This window comes from Bosea sp. OAE506 (assembly GCF_040546595.1).
Taxonomy (GTDB): Bacteria; Pseudomonadota; Alphaproteobacteria; order Rhizobiales; family Beijerinckiaceae; genus Allobosea.
Window position 1 is genome coordinate 1,206,185 of record NZ_JBEPOB010000001.1, and the last position, 14,851, is coordinate 1,221,035.

Consider the following 14,851-nt stretch of genomic DNA (forward strand, 5'->3'; position numbering starts at 1 on the left):
GCCTCAGCCGCCTTCGCTCAGCCGCTCGACCTTGAGCACGCGGCGCATCAGATTGACCATGGCGTAGCCGGCCAGCACCGAGAACAGGGCCATCAGCACATAGCTGACGATGGCGCCGAGCTCGAACAGCCCCGCCAGCGCCCAGCCCGAGGCCAGTGCCACGCCGAACAGCTCGACCGCGATCAGGATCCCGAGCGAGATCACCATGATCAGGTTGCGCCAGTTGGTGCGCCTTGCGGCCATGCTGTCCATCCTCGGTGGCGGCGCACGGAGACGCCCCTGTTTTCGGGCGCAAGCTCTAGCGAAGCCGGCGTTGGCATGCAACAAAATCGCGCCCTCCGCCCGAGATGGTCCGTCCTGCAGAGCTTGAAAAGACCCCGATGATCGATACGCCTGTCTTCGGTTCGGCCGCCGCTGCCGCGCCCCACCACCTCGCCTCCGAAGCCGGCCGCGCCATTCTCGCCGAAGGCGGCAATGCCATCGAGGCCATGGTCGCCATGGCCGCGACCATCTCGGTCGTCTACCCGCATATGAACGCGATCGGCGGCGACGGCTTCTGGCTGATCCACGAGCCCGGCGGCAAGGTCCATGCGGTCGAGGCCTGCGGCCCGGCCGGAGCTCTCGCCACCATCGCGCGCTATCGCGACAAGGGCCATGACGTCATCCCCTCGCGCGGGCCCGATTCCGCCGTCACGGTCGCTGGCGCGATCGGCGGCTGGGAGGCCGCGCTGTCGCTGTCGAAGAGCCTGGGCGGGAAGATGCCGCTGAAGGACCTGCTGGCGGATGCGATCCGCCATTGCAGCGAGGGCTACGAGATTTCGGCCTCCGAATTGCGGACCTGGCCGCAGCAGGTCGAGGCCGTGAAGGAGGCGATCGGCTTCAGCGAGTTCTTCTGGCCGGGCGGCGAGCAGCCCAAGGCCGGCGCCCGCCGCAAGCCAGACGCGCTGGGCCAGACCTTCCGCCAGCTCGCGGAGGCCGGCCTGTCGGATTTCTACCGCGGCGATGTCGGCCGCGAGATCGCAACCGATCTCGACGCGATCGGCGCGCCCGTCACCCGCGCCGACCTGGAGGCCTACAAGGCCCGCTTCGTCGCGCCGCTCTCGGTCAAGCTGCCGGGGCTGACCGTCTACAACTGCCCGCCGCCGACGCAGGGCGTCGCCTCGCTCCTGATCCTCGGCATCTTCGAGAAGCTCGGCGTCGCCCGGGCCGACGGCTTCGACTATCATCACGGGCTGGTCGAGGCGACCAAGCGGGCCTTCGCGATCCGCGACCGCATCGTCACCGACCCTGCCTTCGCCACGGTCGACCCCGCGAGCGTCTTGGACGAGACGGTCTTCGCCCGCGAGGCGGCGGCCATCGACAAGAGGCGCGCCGCCGCCTGGCCGTTCAAGACCGGCGATGGCGACACCGTCTGGATGGGCGCGATCGACGGCTCGGGGCTGGCCGTCTCCTACATCCAGTCGATCTACTGGGAGTACGGTTCGGGCTGCATTCTGCCGCGCACCGGCATCAACTGGCAGAACCGCGGCGTTTCCTTCTCGCTCGACGCCAAGGCGGTGAACCCGCTGCAGCCGGGTCGCAAGCCCTTCCACACGCTGAACCCCGCCCTTGCGCGCTTCGACGACGGGCGGATCAATTCCTATGGCGCGATGGGCGGGGACGGCCAGCCGCAGTTCCAGGCCCAGATCCTGACGCGCTACCGCTTCGGCGCGGGGCCGGCGGCGGCGGTGGATGCGCCGCGCTGGCTCTTCGGCCGGACCTGGGGGGCGGGTTCGATCTCGCTCAAGCTCGAAAGCCGCTTCGACCCGATGCTGCTTGCCCGCCTGACCGGCGCCGGACACCCGGTCGAGGAGTATTCGGAAGCCTATTCCGACCAGTTCGGTCACGCGGGCATGCTGGTGAAGCACCCCAAGGGCCATGTCGAGGCGACGCATGATCCGCGTTCCGACGGCGACGCCAAAGGCTGCTAGGGGGTGACCACGATGCTTGTCGACGATCCGTTCCGCTGCTTCGTTCCCTACCCGCAGGCGCCCGTGAAAAACGCGCCGACCGGCCCTCTCGCGGGGCTGACGCTGGCGGTGAAGGACCTTTACGACGTCAAGGGCTACCCGACGGGGGCCGGCTCGCCGCTGGTTCTGGCCCAGTCGGGCATCAAGACCAAGACCGCGCCGGTGGTGAAGGCGTTGCTCGAAGCCGGCGCCCGCTTCGTCGGCAAGACCCATACCGACGAGCTCGCCTTCTCGCTCAACGGCAAGAACGCGCATTTCGGCTCCCCCATCAACCCGGCGGCGCCCGACCGCATCACCGGCGGCTCTTCGTCCGGTTCGGCGGCGGCTGTCGCCGGGCGGCTCACCGATATCGGGCTCGGCTCCGATACGGGCGGCTCGGTGCGGGCGCCGGCGAGCTATTGCGGCCTGTTCGGCATCCGCCCCAGCCATGGCCGGATCTCGCTGAAGCGGGCCTGGCCGCTGGCGGATAGCTTCGACACGGCCGGCTGGTTCGCGCGGGACGGCGAGGTCTTCGCCCGCGTCGGCGAGGTGCTGCTCGGCACGGACAAGGTCTCCCTGCCGGTGAAGCCGCGGCTGCTGCTGGCCGACGATCTCTTCGCCCAGGCGGTGCCGGAGGCCGAGACGATCCTGCGCAATGTCGTCCAGCGCATCGTGCCGCAGCTCGGTGAGCCCGAGACGGTGAAGGCGGTGCGCGATCTCGATGCGCTTTACTGGGCCTTCCGCTGGCTGCAGGGCCGCGAGGCCTGGGCCGCCGATGGCGCGCTGATCGAGCGCCTCGCCATGCCGCTGGGGCCCGGCGTCGCCGAGCGCTTTGCCTTCTCCAAGGCGATCACCGATGCCGACCACGCCAAGGGCGAGGCCGTGCGCAAGGCCTTCCGGACGCGGCTGGCGAAGCTGCTCGGTCAGGATGGCGTGCTGATCCTGCCGACGGTGCCCGACATCGCGCCGCTGGTCAGCGCGCCCGAGGACCAGCTCGACGATTTCCGCAACCGGGCGCTGCGCCTGCTTTGCCTCGGTGGCCTTTCCGGCTTCCCGCAGGTGAGTGTGCCGGTGGCGCGCCGCGAGGGTGCACCGCTCGGCCTGTCGCTGCTCGGGCCGAAGGGCTCGGACAAGTCGCTGATCGCCTTTGCCACGACCTTCGAGCGCGCTGCGCGGGTGCGGATCGCGTGAACCGGCCCCTCTTAGCCCTCATCCTGAGGAGCTGCGAAGCCGCGTCTCGAAGGATGGTCCAGAGCGCGCTGGAGCCTCCTTCGAGACGCGGGCTTGCGCCCGCTCCTCAGGATGAGGGCTGAGGTCTTAAAGTCCGAAGGGAGAGCGGCATGAGCGGCCACCACCACCATCACGACCACGATCACGACAACCACTTCACGCCGATCGAGGCGCGGGTGAAGGCGCTGGAATCGCTGATGGTGGCGAAGGGCTATGTCGACCCCGCTGCGCTCGACGCCATCGTCGACACCTATGAGACGAAGATCGGCCCGCGCAACGGCGCCCGCGTCGTGGCCCGCGCCTGGGTCGATCCTGATTTCGCGGCGCGGCTGAAGGCCGACGGCACGGCCGCTGTCGCCGAACTGGGCTTCGGCGGGCGCGGCGGCGAGCACACCGTCGCCTGCTTCAATACGCCCGACGAGCACAACCTGATCGTCTGCACGCTGTGCTCCTGCTATCCGTGGCCGCTGCTCGGCCTGCCGCCGGTCTGGTACAAATCGCCGCCCTATCGATCCAAGGCGGTGCTCGATCCGCGCGGCACGCTCGCCGATTTCGGCCTGACGCTGCCGGAAGGCCAGCGCATCCGCGTCTGGGATTCGACCGCCGAGACGCGCTTCCTCATCATTCCGATGCGCCCGGCCGGGACGGAAGGCTGGTCCGAGGAAAAGCTCGCTTCCATCGTCAACCGCGATGCGATGATCGGCACCGGGCTGCCCCGCGTGGAGGATGCCGACAGGGGGACTGCGTCATGAACGGCGCCCAGGATCTCGGCGGGCAGATGGGTTTCGGCCCGGTGCGGCCGGAAACCGACGAGCCGATCTTCCATGCCGAATGGGAGAAGCGCGTGCTGGCGATCAATGTCGCCGCCGGTGCCATGGGCGTCTGGACGATCGACGGCATCCGCGCCGCCCGCGAGAGCCTGCCTCCGGCGCAGTATCTCTCCTCCTCCTATTACGAGATCTGGCTCGCCGGACTGAACCGGATGCTGGTCGAAAAGGGCTTCGTCACGCCCGCGGAACTGGAGCAGGGCCAGCCGCTCGCGCCGGCGAAGGCGCCCAAGCGCGTCCTCAAGGGCGATGAGGTCGCCAGCGTTCTGCGCCGCGGCTTCCCCTATGAGCGCGAGGCGGAGGCCCCGGCGCGCTTTGCCGTCGGCGACGCGGTCCGCACCATCATGATGCACCCGCAACACCACACCCGCTTGCCGCGCTATGCCCGCGGCAAGCAGGGCGTGATCGAGCGGATCACCGGCTGCCATGTTTTCCCCGATACCGGCGCGCAGGGGCTGCCGGAGACGGCGCAATGGCTCTACACGGTCGTCTTTACCGGTCCCGAACTTTGGGGGCGCGACGCCGACCCGACATCGACCGTCTCGATCGAGGCCTGGGAGAGCTATCTTGAATCCGCGTGACCTCGCGACGCTGGCCGGCGACACCCCCATCCCGCGCGACGCCGGGGGCCCGGTCTTCGCCGAGCCCTGGCAGGCGATGGTCTTCGCTCTCGTCGTGCAGCTGCAGGAGCGCGGCGTCTTCACGGCGGACGAATGGGCGCAGGCGCTGGGTGCGGAAATCCGCGAGGCGCTGGCCAAGGGGGGCTGCCGCGACGGCTCGGATTATTACGAGCGCTGGTGCGAGGCGCTGGAGCACCTGCTCATCGAGAAGGGGCTGGCCTCGCATGACGGCGTCGATGCCCTCGCCGCCTCCTGGGCACGCGCCGCGGAAGCGACGCCGCATGGCACGCCGATCCTGCTCGAGAACGACCCGCAGCGGCGGATCGCCTAAAGCACGCTGACTTTAGCCGGAAACGCACCGTCATCCCGGACAAGCTGCGAAGCAGCGCCGCTCCGGGATCCATCGTAGCGCTCCGGAGCCCTCCGATGGATCCCGGGTCAAGCCCGGGATGACGGCGTGGTTTCCGAGAAAACGCCGCACGTCCGGCGATTAGCCTCGCCTCAGGCCCATTCGCCCTTGCGGAAGACCGGGACGCGGCGGCCGTCGGCGTGGACGCCGTCGATGTCGACGAGGTTCGAGCCGATCATCCAGTCGATATGGATGAAGCTCTTGTTGCCGCCCTGGGCCGCGACCTGCTCGGGCGTCAGCTTGCCGCCGTCGAGGAAGCACTTCGAATAGCACTGGCCGAGCGCGATGTGGCAGGAGGCGTTCTCGTCGAAGAGCGTGTTCAGGAACAGGATGCCGCTCTTCGAGATCGGGGAGGAATGCGGCACCAGCGCCACCTCACCAAGGCGCCGCGCGCCCTCGTCGGTGTCGAGCACCTTGGCGAGCACATCGGCACCGCGGCTCGCCTTCGACTCGACGATACGGCCGCCTTCGAAGCGGACCTGGATCTCGTCGATCAGCGAGCCCTGATAGGAGAGCGGCTTGGTCGAGGAGACGTGCCCCTCCACCCGCAGCGCATGCGGCGTGGTGAAGACCTCCTCGGTCGGGATGTTGGGATTGCAGGTCACGCCGTTCTTGGCGGTCGAGGCGCCGCCCTGCCATTCATGCCCGTCGGCGAGCCCAACGGTCAGATCGGTGCCCGGCCCGGTGAAGTGCAGGGCGTGGAAGCGCTGGCCGTTGAGCCATTGCGTGCGGCTGCGCAGCGTCGCGTTATGCGTGGCCCAGGCCGCGACAGGGTCCCCGCTCTCGACGCGCGAGGCAGCGAAGATCGCATCCGCGAGCTTGCCGACCGCCACCTCCTCGGCGTCGCCGGGGAAGACGCGCCGGGCCCAGGCGGCCGTCGGATAGGCCAGGATGTTCCAGTTGATGTCGAAGCCGGCGATCTTCTCCAGCGCCGGCTGATAGGCGACCGAGTTCGCCTTGCTGGCGCGCGAGACCTTGGCCGGGTCCTGCTCCGCCATCATCATCGGGTCGTCGCCGACGATGGCCAGCCGCGCGGTGTTGTTGGCGAAGGCCTTGGCGACGCCCTCATGCAGCCAGCCGGCGGCGCGGTCGAAACTGTCGTCCCGGGCATAGCGGTAGCGCGCCAGCGTCAACTCCTCGTCGGAGAGGATCGGCGTCACCAGCCCGGCGCCGGCCTTGTAGGCGTGCTCGGCGATCTTTCGCACCAGCGGCAGCGCCGTGACGGGGGCGGTGAGAAACAGGTCCTGCCCGGGCTGGAGGTTGAGCCCGACACGCACGGCGGCCTGGGCCAGCCGGTCGAGCTTCTCGGGGTCGATCGAAATGGGAAGGCCGCGCTGATGAATGGTCATGGGGACGCCTGGTCTGGTGATGTCGGGCGAATCTAGTGCAGGGCTGAGCATCCGCCAATGGACCGGCCCGCCCCGCGGATGCAGGATGGCGCCGCACTGCCCTCGCGTCGACGACCCAGAGATCCCGATGTTCCTGCTCAACACCCATCCCGACCATCGCAAGCCGCTCCTGCCGGAGGATGCCGAGGTCCTCGGCGCCGCGGGCGCCCTCTTAGTCGAGGCCCAGCTCCGTCACCGGGCGAACTACGCGGTGACGCCGCTGCACGACCTGCCGGGCCTGGCGGCGCAGCTCGGCGTGGGCGCGATCCAGGTCAAGGATGAGGGGCACCGGCTCGGTCTCGGCAGCTTCAAGGCGCTGGGCGGATCCTATGTCGTCGTCAGGCTGGTGCTGGAGGAGGCCGCGCGCCGGCTCGGGCGGCCGGTCGAGATCGGCGAGCTGCAGTCACCGGCCGTGAGGGAGGTCGCGGCCTCGCTGACCTTCTCCTGCGCCACCGACGGCAATCATGGCCGCTCGGTCGCGCAGGGCGCGCAGCTCGTCGGCGCACGCGCCGCGATCTTCGTCCATTCCGGCGTCAGCGAGGAGCGGATCGCTGCCATCGCCCGCTTCGGCGCGACGATGATCCGGGCGGAGGGCACCTATGACGATTCGGTGGCGGGGGCCGCGCGCGTCTCGGCCGAGAAGGGCTGGACGGTGGTCTCCGATACCTCCTGGCCGGGTTATGAGCGCATCCCCGGGCTGGTGATGCAGGGCTATACGGCGCTCGTCGCGGAGTCGCTGCGCCAGATGAAGGAGCCGCCGACGCATGTCTTCGTGCAGGTCGGCGTCGGCGGCATCGCCGCGGCGGTGGCAGCGCATTTCGCGCTGGTGCTGGGCGAGGCACGACCGGTTTTCGTCGCGGTCGATCCGGCGCGGGCGGCCTGCATGTTCGCCAGCGCGCAGGCGGGAGCGCCGGTGAAGGCGGATGTCGGCGAGCCGACGGTGATGGCGATGCTCGACTGCTACGAGCCTTCGCTCGTCGCCTGGCGCATCCTGTCGCGGGTGGCGGACGCCTTCATGACGGTCGAGGACGAGGATGCGGTGGCGGTGATGAACCGGCTGGCGCGCCCCGTGGGCGACGATCCGGTCGTGGTTGCCGGAGAGAGCGGCGGGGCGGGGCTCGCCGGGCTGATCCGGGCGGCCGGCGATCCGGCTGTCCGGGCGCAGCTGAAGCTCGACGCGACCTCGCGCGTCTTCGTCGTCAACACCGAGGGCGCGACCGATCCGGCGCGCTATGCCGAACTGGTCCACGGCCTGGCCGCCTGATCTCTTTTATCCGGCATGACTTGCCGTCATGGCGCCCGCACGGTTGGCGCACGGGGCGGGCTTGTTCGCTCTGGCCTAAGCTCCCGCCGCGCGCCGGCCTGCAGGGCGGGCGCAACCTGGCCTTCGAGGGGAATTTAAAGATGACCGTTGCCGCAGAAGTGCCTTACCGTACGCAGAACTGGACGCTGGGCAAGCCGATGGCGAGCGGGCGCAACGGCGTCGTCGTCTCGCAGAACCGCGAGGCGGCCGAGGCCGGCGCCGCGATCCTGGAGGCCGGTGGCAATGCGGCGGATGCGGCGGTGGCGGCCTGTTTCGCGCTGGCCGCGGTCGAGCCCTGGAACAGCGGGCTTGGGGGCATCGGCTTTGCGGTCGTGCTCAAGGCCAATGAGACCACGGCGAAGGTCGTTGATTTCGGCCCTGTCGCGCCGCGGCGCGCCGATCCGTCGTCCTACCCGCTGACGGGCGCGATGAAGAACGACCTCTTCACCTGGCCCGAGGTGGTGGGCGACGTGAATATCCACGGCCCGCTGTCCTTCGTGATTCCGTCCTCCGTCGCCGGCTACGCCAAGCTGAAGGAGAGCTTCGGGACGGCGATGCCGGTCGCCGATCTGCTGGCGCCGGCGATCACGCTCGCCAAGCGCGGTCTGGCGCAGGACTGGTACACGACGCTCAAGGTTTCCTCCTCGGCCGCCGTGCTGCGGCTCTACGCGGAAAGCGCGCGGATCTATCTGCCCAACGGCCTGCCGCCGGTGCCGCCCTATCAGGGCAAGCCGGGTTTCTTCCGTCTCGGCAACCTTGCCTCGACGCTGGAGCGGCTGGCTTCGGCCGGGCTCGACGATTTCTACAAGGGCGAGATCGCCGGCCGGCTCGTCGCCGACATCAAGGCGCTGGGCGGCGTCGTCGATGCGCAGGACCTCGCGGCGTGCCGGGCGATCGTGCGGGACGCGCCGACGATCGACTGGCGCGGCACCCATCTCGTCCACACCGCCGGCGGGCTGACGGCTGCGCCGACGCTGGAAGCGGTGGTGGAGGGCATGGACGCGACGCGGCCCGGTCCCGGGGGGCCCGACGCGGCCTGGTTCGCCAGTCTGTCGCGGGTGATGCGCGAGGCCTATGCGAGCCGGCTCGAAGGGCTGGGAGCCGCGAAGGCGGCTACGGAGCCCGGCGACACCTGCACCACCCATCTGACGGTGGTCGATGGCGAGGGCACGCTGGTCACGGTGACGACGACGCTGCTCTCCTCGATGGGCAGCCGCGTCGTGCTGCCCGACACCGGCGTGCTGATGAACAACGGCATGATGTGGTTCGATCCGCGCCCCGGCAGCGCCAATGCGATCGCGCCCGGCGCCCGGCCGCTCTGCAACATGTGTCCGGTGATCGTGACGCCGAAGGCGGGCTCCGGCCCGCGCTTCGCCGGCGGCGCCTCGGGCGGGCGACGCATTCTTGCCAGCGTCTACCAGATGCTGGCCTGGACGGTGGATTTCGGCATGGGGCTGGAGGAAGCCGCGCATCGGCCGCGCATCGACGTCTCGGGTCCGGACCAGACCAGCGCCGATCTGCGCCTGCCGGCGGACACGCTGGCGGCGCTGGAGGCGGCCGGGCCGGTCGTTGTGGTCGAGCACGGCGTGCTGCCGATCAACTTCGCCTGCCCCAACCTCATCCGCGTCGATGCGGATGGGGCGGAAGGGGTCAGCGACGTGATCTCGCCCTGGTCGGCTGCGGTCGCGGCGAAGGGCTGACCGGCAATAGCGTCATGATCGGGCTTGACCCGACCATCTCGAAAACCAGCGCCATCTGGTCATGAGATTCCCGGGTCAAGCCCGGGAATGACACTGTCTGCTAGCGCCCGTCACACCCGCTTCAGACCCCAGGGATAGGGCGCCGAGCCCTTCTGCATGCCGGTCAGGGTCTTGCGATAGGCGGTGCGGATCATGAAGACGCCGAGCGGGATCGTCGCGGTGTCCTCGAGTGCGAGGCGCCCCAGTGCCGACGCGGCCTTCTTCTGGCCGGCCTCGTCGGGCGCGTAGAGCCATTCTTCGGCCAGCGCTTCCGCCTTGGCGCTGTCGTACCAACCGAACCAGCCCTTCGCGCCCTGGCCGCGCACCAAATAGGACAAGGCCGGGTTGCTCCAGCCCATCGCCGAGCCGGTGGTGTGGAAGATGCTCCAACCGCCCTTTTCGACCGGCTCGCGGCTGTTGCGGCGCTGGATCACCGTGCCCCAGTCGCTGGCGACGAAATCGACATTCATGCCGATGCTCTTGAGCAGTTCGTAGGTCACGTCGCCGAGCGGGCCGATGTCGGGGAAGTCGGTCGGGCTGATGATGACGACCTTCTCGCCCTTGTAGCCGGAGTCCTTGAGGGCCGCCTTCGCCTTCTCGACGCTCTGGGGCATCAGGTCTTCCTGCTCGCCGTCATAATAGGGCGTGCCGCGGAACCAGAGATTGCGCGAGGTCTTCCAGACCGAGGTGTCGTCGCCCTGGGTGGCGCGCATATAGTCTTCCTGGTTCACCGCCATGCGCACGGCGGCGCGCACCTTCGGATTGTCGAAGGGCGGTTGCAGGTGGTTCAGCCGCATGATCGCGCCGCGGCCAGCCTCGTCGGTGACCTCGCGGGTGATGTCGGCGCTCTTGGCGAGCATCGGCTGGAGATCGCTGAGCGGCCTCTCCCACCAGTCGACCTCGCCTTTGATCAGGGCGTTCGCGGCGGTGGCCGGATCGGGCAGGATCTGCCATTCGACGCGCTTGAAATTCGCGACCTTGCCGCCGGCATTGCGGCTGGGGGGCTCGGCGCGAGGCTTGTAGGCCTCGAACTTCTCATAGGCGACCTTGCTGCCCGAGACATATTCTGCGGGCAGGAACCGATAGGGGCCGGAGCCGACGACCTCGGTGATCTGCTTGGTCGCTTCGGTGGTGGCCAGGCGCTCGGGCATGATGAACAGGGGCGAATCCGCCTTGGCGAGCACGTCGAGCATCATCGGGAAGGCGCGGGTGAGCTTCAGCTCGAAGGTGCGGTCGTCGATCGCTGCCGAGGACTCGATCACCTTCGCCAGGAGCTGTCCGTAGGGGTCGCGCTGGACCCAGCGCTTCAGGCTCTGCAGGCAGTCGGCCGGCTTGACCGGGACGCCGTCATGGAAGGAAAGCCCGTCGCGCAGCTTGAAGCGCCAGCTTTTTCCGTCGGGTCCAACCTCGTGGCTCTCGACCATCTGCGGCTGCGGCTTGCCGGCCAGATCGAGCCCATAGAGCGTGTCGTAGACATAGTAGCCGTGGTTGCTGGTCACGGTCGCCGTCGTCCAGACCGGATCGAGCGCCGTCAAATTCGCCTGCGGCACGAACTTCAGCGTGGTCGCCGACTGGGCCGCGGCGCGGCCGATGGCGGCGGGACCGGCGAGCGTCAGGGCGGTCGCGCCCTTCAGGAATGTGCGGCGTCTCATGGGAGTCCCCCTCGGTCGATGGGTCGGTGGCGGCATCGGACACGGGCGTGGCGAGGCCTGTCTTGGACGTTCCTGCCCCTCCCGGGGCAGGCTGACGGATCGGCTTTGGTCTCAGTCGAAACCGAGGAAGCCGGGCGTGTCGGCGATGCGCGGGCCGGCCGCGAGTTTCGCGATGTCGGGCACGGGGCGCGCCGTCAGCGTGTCGCCAGCGAGCGCCGCCTCGAGCGCGGCGGCCACCGCCAGCACCTTGGCGTCGCCGCCGCGCGGGCCGACGATCTGCAGGCCAAAGGGCATGCCGGCATCGTCCAGGCCGACCGGCAGGGAGATCGCGGGGTGGCCGACCGTGGTGGCGGCATAGGCCAGCGCCAGCCAGTGGAAATAGGTTCGCGTCGGCTGGCCATCGATCTCGGCCGGGTAGAGCTCCGACCAGGGGCGGGGGCTCAGCGTCACCGCCGGAGAGAGGATGACGTCATAATCCGCGAAGAAATGCTGCCAGCGCTGGTAGATCGCGGTCTGCTGCTTCAGCGCGCGGGTGATGTCGAGCGCGCCGTAGCGCAGCCCTTCCTCGACATTGGCGCGGACATTGGGGCCGACGAGCTCGGGCGTGTCGCGGACGCGCTCATACATGCCGGCAAGGAAGGAGACCGAGCGCAGCACCTCGAAGGTTTCGTCGGTGCCAGAGCAGTCCGGCGTCGCCTCGTCGGCGGTGGCGAATAGCGAGGAGAAGGCGCCGACCTTCTGCGCGAAGACCTTGCGGATGTGCTTCTCGGTCGGCGCGAAGCCGAAATCGGGTGTCACCGCGACCCTGAGCGAGGCGAGGTCGATCGCCGCCGGCCTGGCGAAATCCTCCAGGCGGCGGATCGTCTGGCCGTGGATCGTGGTCGCCAACGGGTCGGCGGCATCGTCGCCGATCATGGTCGAGAGCAAGAGGCAGAGATCGGGAACGGTGCGCGCCATCGGCCCGAGCACGGAGAGCGGGTTCCAACCGAGCGGGCGCTTCTCGCTCGGCACCAGCCCGGGGGAGGGCCGGAAGCCGACGATGCCGTTATAGGCGGCGGGGTTGCGCAGCGAGCCGCCGGTATCGGAGCCTGTCGCGATCGGCACCATGCCGGTGGCGAGCGCGACGCCCGATCCGCCAGAGGAGCCTGCCGCGCATTTCATCGGGTCGAAGGGGTTGCCGGTCGCGCCATAGACGGCGTTGCGGGTGTTGGCGCCCGCGCCCCATTCGGGCGTATTGGTCTTGCCGATCACGATCGCACCCGCCTTGCGGGTCTTGGCGACGATCAGCTGGTCCTCGGCGGGGACGTGGTCGCGATAAAGCTGGCTGCCATAGGTCGTGCGCAGGCCGGCGACGTTTTCGAGATCCTTCACGCCGAGCGGCAGGCCGTGCAGCGCGGGCAGGGCGTCGCCGCGCATGGTCGCGGCATCGGCGGCCTTGGCGGCCGTGCGGGCGCGCTCGTCGTCGCGGGCGACCATGGCGTTCACGGCGGGATCGACGGCGTCGATGCGGGCGATGCAGCTTTCGAGCAGCTCGGTCGCCGAGAGCTTCTTGGCGCCGATCAGGGCACGCGCCTCGACGGCGGTGAGGTCGCAGGGATTGGTCAAGTGGTCAGGCCTCTCGTTGAGGACCGCGCGACGCAAAAGGCGTGCCTGAGGTCCGGCGAGGGGCAGTCTACGGCAAAGGCGCGGGGCGTGAAGTGCGGCCGGCGCAGGTCGCGGGCTTGCGGGATGCGCGCTCGCCACCGAAGATGATCCAGCGGTCCTTCGCGGGACGGATGCCATTGCGCCCATGGAGGGTCCGGTGAGCTACTTCGCGTCTTTTGTCGCCTATGTGAAAGCCAAGGACTGGAAACAGGCCTACGATCAGATCAACGGCTACAACATGGCCGGAATGCTGAGCGCCCTGAGGGAGATTGGCCCATTGGCGCTGCGCGACATGCGCGCTCAGATGGCGATCTACGATGTCTGGGGCGGACCGAACATGGAGCGGATCCGCTTTGCTATGGATGTCGTCGCCACCCTGAAGGTGCCGGCGCCGCCCTCATGGCTGCCCCCTGACCAGGTCCAGGACGCGCGCGACTTCCTGAAGCGAAACGCCGGCAGCAAGCCTGCGGGCGCCGCCCAGAAGACGATCCACCTGACCTTGTACTGGACCAGGGCTGCGCTCGGCGAGACGATCTCGAGTCGCCTGATCCAGCGGGCCCGCGAAATCCTCCGTGACAATCTGCCAACGCATGAGCTCTCGGTCCTGCCGAAGCGCTACGAGATCGCCTTCGACGGCGAGGTGCTGGGACAGCCGGATGTCGAGAATGCGATCGGCATGGCGGAGGCGCTTGTGCCGCAGTCGGCGAACCGCTTGAGCGTCTTCTTCTGCAGGACGACCGCCGCCGAGTGCTCACCCGGCCAGACCTGCGCGAGTGCGCCCCATGGCACGACTCCCCAGATCAGGGGCCGGCCCTACATCTTCATCAACGTCGCCAATCCCAAATCGGATTCGGGCACGCTCCTGCACGAGATCGGCCATGCGGCCGGCGTTCAGGTTCGTGACAGCGACGAAAATCTGAAGGATCTCGACGACATCATGAGCTACGGGGCCAACCGCTCCAAAATCGGCTTCAACATGACGAACAAGCTGAACGCCAAAGGGCTTTTTTTCGTCACGGCGAGCTAGCTGCCGGCTCCGCCCGCGGCGAGGCCGAGATAGAGCGCCGCCCCCAGCACGGCGACGAAGGCGGCGGCCAGCAGTTCCAGCACAGCGAGCGTGCGGGCGGCCCGCAGCGACCCGCCACCGGCCAGTTTCAGCGCCGCGAACTTGAAGAAGACGGCGAGGGCGGCGAGCGCCCCCGTCGTCAGGGCGGTCCCCAGCGCCATGGCGAAGGCAGCGGCGATGCCGGCCCAGAATAGGCCGGCGGAGGCGGCGAAGACGAGGATGATGATGGCGCCGGCGCAGGGCCGCAAACCGGCTGCCAGCACGACACCGGCCATCTCGCGCCAGTTTCGCAGCCGGGCGATCTCGTCGGGCGTCGGCATATGGACATGGTCGCAGGAGGGGTCATGCACCTGCGCGCCGCGGCCGAGCGTCAGCAGCGCGCCGGCCTTGCGCCAGAGCACCCATGTTCCGACGAGAGCGACGAGGGCGAAGCTCGCGCGCTCGACCCAGTCGGTGGCGACCGCCATCGTCTGCGCGGTCTGGCGCAGGGCGATGGTGAGAGTGCCGACCAGCGCGATCGCGACCAGCGCCTGCAGGATCGCCGCTGCGAAACTCAGGCCCAGGCCGCGCCGCAGGCTGCGGTCGTCGGCGACGATGTAGCCCGAGATCACTGCCTTGCCATGGCCCGGCCCGGCCGCGTGGAAGACGCCATAGGCGAAAGCGAGGCCGAGCAGGCCCCAGATCGCCGTGGTACTCCCCGCCACCGCCTTCAGTGCGGCGGTAAGGTCCCGGTAGAAAGCGGACTGCCAGGCGAGGATGATGCCGAAGAGCCCCGTTGTGGCGGGGGGCGCCTCGCGCGGCAGCGGCACGCCGAAGGGGTTGCGCGGTGGCGGGGGCGGCGGCGGGCTCCAGGCCGAGAGCAGGGCCGCCAGCAGAGCGAGGCCGGCGGCGACGACCGCCAGCGCCAGCACGATGACGATCAGGCGCCGCGACAGGGCGGGCCAGGGCATCCAGGCGAGGCGCGGGGTTTCGAGCGACATCGGGC

The 14,851-nt window shown here is 69.2% G+C and carries 13 protein-coding genes; 8 read left to right on the forward strand and 5 right to left on the reverse strand.

Annotated features, from left to right (window positions below; all coding sequences use genetic code 11):
• Positions 1 to 3 precede the first annotated feature (3 nt).
• Complete coding sequence (locus ABIE41_RS05860; RefSeq protein WP_192644917.1) at positions 4 to 243, reverse strand: hypothetical protein; 240 nt, start codon at positions 241 to 243, stop codon at positions 4 to 6.
• Positions 244 to 380: 137 nt separating this feature from the next.
• On the opposite strand from ABIE41_RS05860, the gene ABIE41_RS05865 reads away from it, so the two are divergent.
• The 5 genes from ABIE41_RS05865 (at position 381) to ABIE41_RS05885 (ending at position 4,996) form a co-directional block, all read left to right on the forward strand.
• Positions 381 to 1,970, forward strand: coding sequence for a gamma-glutamyltransferase family protein (locus ABIE41_RS05865; protein ID WP_192644918.1), 1,590 nt, complete (start codon positions 381 to 383; stop codon positions 1,968 to 1,970).
• A gap of 12 nt (positions 1,971 to 1,982) precedes the next feature.
• Positions 1,983 to 3,179, forward strand: coding sequence for an amidase (locus ABIE41_RS05870; RefSeq protein WP_192645138.1), 1,197 nt, complete (start codon positions 1,983 to 1,985; stop codon positions 3,177 to 3,179).
• Positions 3,180 to 3,328: 149 nt separating this feature from the next.
• Positions 3,329 to 3,970 (forward strand): nitrile hydratase subunit alpha, encoded by a 642-nt coding sequence (nthA, locus tag ABIE41_RS05875; RefSeq protein WP_192644919.1) that lies wholly within the window; start codon positions 3,329 to 3,331, stop codon positions 3,968 to 3,970.
• Complete coding sequence (gene nthB, locus ABIE41_RS05880; protein ID WP_192644920.1) at positions 3,967 to 4,626, forward strand: nitrile hydratase subunit beta; 660 nt, start codon at positions 3,967 to 3,969, stop codon at positions 4,624 to 4,626. The genes nthA and nthB overlap by 4 nt, the downstream gene beginning before the upstream one ends.
• Positions 4,613 to 4,996 (forward strand): nitrile hydratase accessory protein, encoded by a 384-nt coding sequence (locus tag ABIE41_RS05885; protein ID WP_354191798.1) that lies wholly within the window; start codon positions 4,613 to 4,615, stop codon positions 4,994 to 4,996. The genes nthB and ABIE41_RS05885 overlap by 14 nt, the downstream gene beginning before the upstream one ends.
• A gap of 170 nt (positions 4,997 to 5,166) precedes the next feature.
• Here ABIE41_RS05885 and ABIE41_RS05890 read toward each other — a convergent pair whose 3' ends face one another.
• A complete protein-coding gene (locus ABIE41_RS05890; RefSeq protein ID WP_192644921.1) occupies positions 5,167 to 6,423 on the reverse strand; it encodes an aminopeptidase in 1,257 nt (418 codons plus the stop codon).
• 127 nt (positions 6,424 to 6,550) lie between these two features.
• On the opposite strand from ABIE41_RS05890, the gene ABIE41_RS05895 reads away from it, so the two are divergent.
• Both ABIE41_RS05895 and ABIE41_RS05900 read left to right on the forward strand, forming a co-directional pair.
• Complete coding sequence (locus ABIE41_RS05895) at positions 6,551 to 7,726, forward strand: diaminopropionate ammonia-lyase (RefSeq protein ID WP_192644922.1); 1,176 nt, start codon at positions 6,551 to 6,553, stop codon at positions 7,724 to 7,726.
• 140 nt (positions 7,727 to 7,866) lie between these two features.
• Entirely contained in the window at positions 7,867 to 9,465 is a 1,599-nt protein-coding gene (locus ABIE41_RS05900; protein ID WP_192644923.1) for a gamma-glutamyltransferase, read from the forward strand.
• Positions 9,466 to 9,575: 110 nt separating this feature from the next.
• Here the strand turns inward: ABIE41_RS05900 and ABIE41_RS05905 are convergent, their stop codons facing one another.
• Positions 9,576 to 11,156 (reverse strand): ABC transporter substrate-binding protein, encoded by a 1,581-nt coding sequence (locus tag ABIE41_RS05905; RefSeq protein ID WP_192644924.1) that lies wholly within the window; start codon positions 11,154 to 11,156, stop codon positions 9,576 to 9,578.
• A 111-nt stretch (positions 11,157 to 11,267) separates the two neighbouring features.
• Complete coding sequence (locus tag ABIE41_RS05910; protein ID WP_192644925.1) at positions 11,268 to 12,761, reverse strand: amidase; 1,494 nt, start codon at positions 12,759 to 12,761, stop codon at positions 11,268 to 11,270.
• A gap of 196 nt (positions 12,762 to 12,957) precedes the next feature.
• On the opposite strand from ABIE41_RS05910, the gene ABIE41_RS05915 reads away from it, so the two are divergent.
• The gene (locus ABIE41_RS05915; RefSeq protein ID WP_192644926.1) at positions 12,958 to 13,827 is read left to right on the forward strand and encodes a hypothetical protein; all 870 of its coding nucleotides are present in this window, start codon (positions 12,958 to 12,960) and stop codon (positions 13,825 to 13,827) included.
• On the opposite strand, the gene ABIE41_RS05920 is transcribed toward ABIE41_RS05915, so the two are convergent.
• The gene (locus tag ABIE41_RS05920; RefSeq protein ID WP_192644927.1) at positions 13,824 to 14,846 is read right to left on the reverse strand and encodes a nickel/cobalt transporter; all 1,023 of its coding nucleotides are present in this window, start codon (positions 14,844 to 14,846) and stop codon (positions 13,824 to 13,826) included. The genes ABIE41_RS05915 and ABIE41_RS05920 overlap by 4 nt on opposite strands.
• Between the last annotated feature and the right edge of the window lie 5 nt (positions 14,847 to 14,851).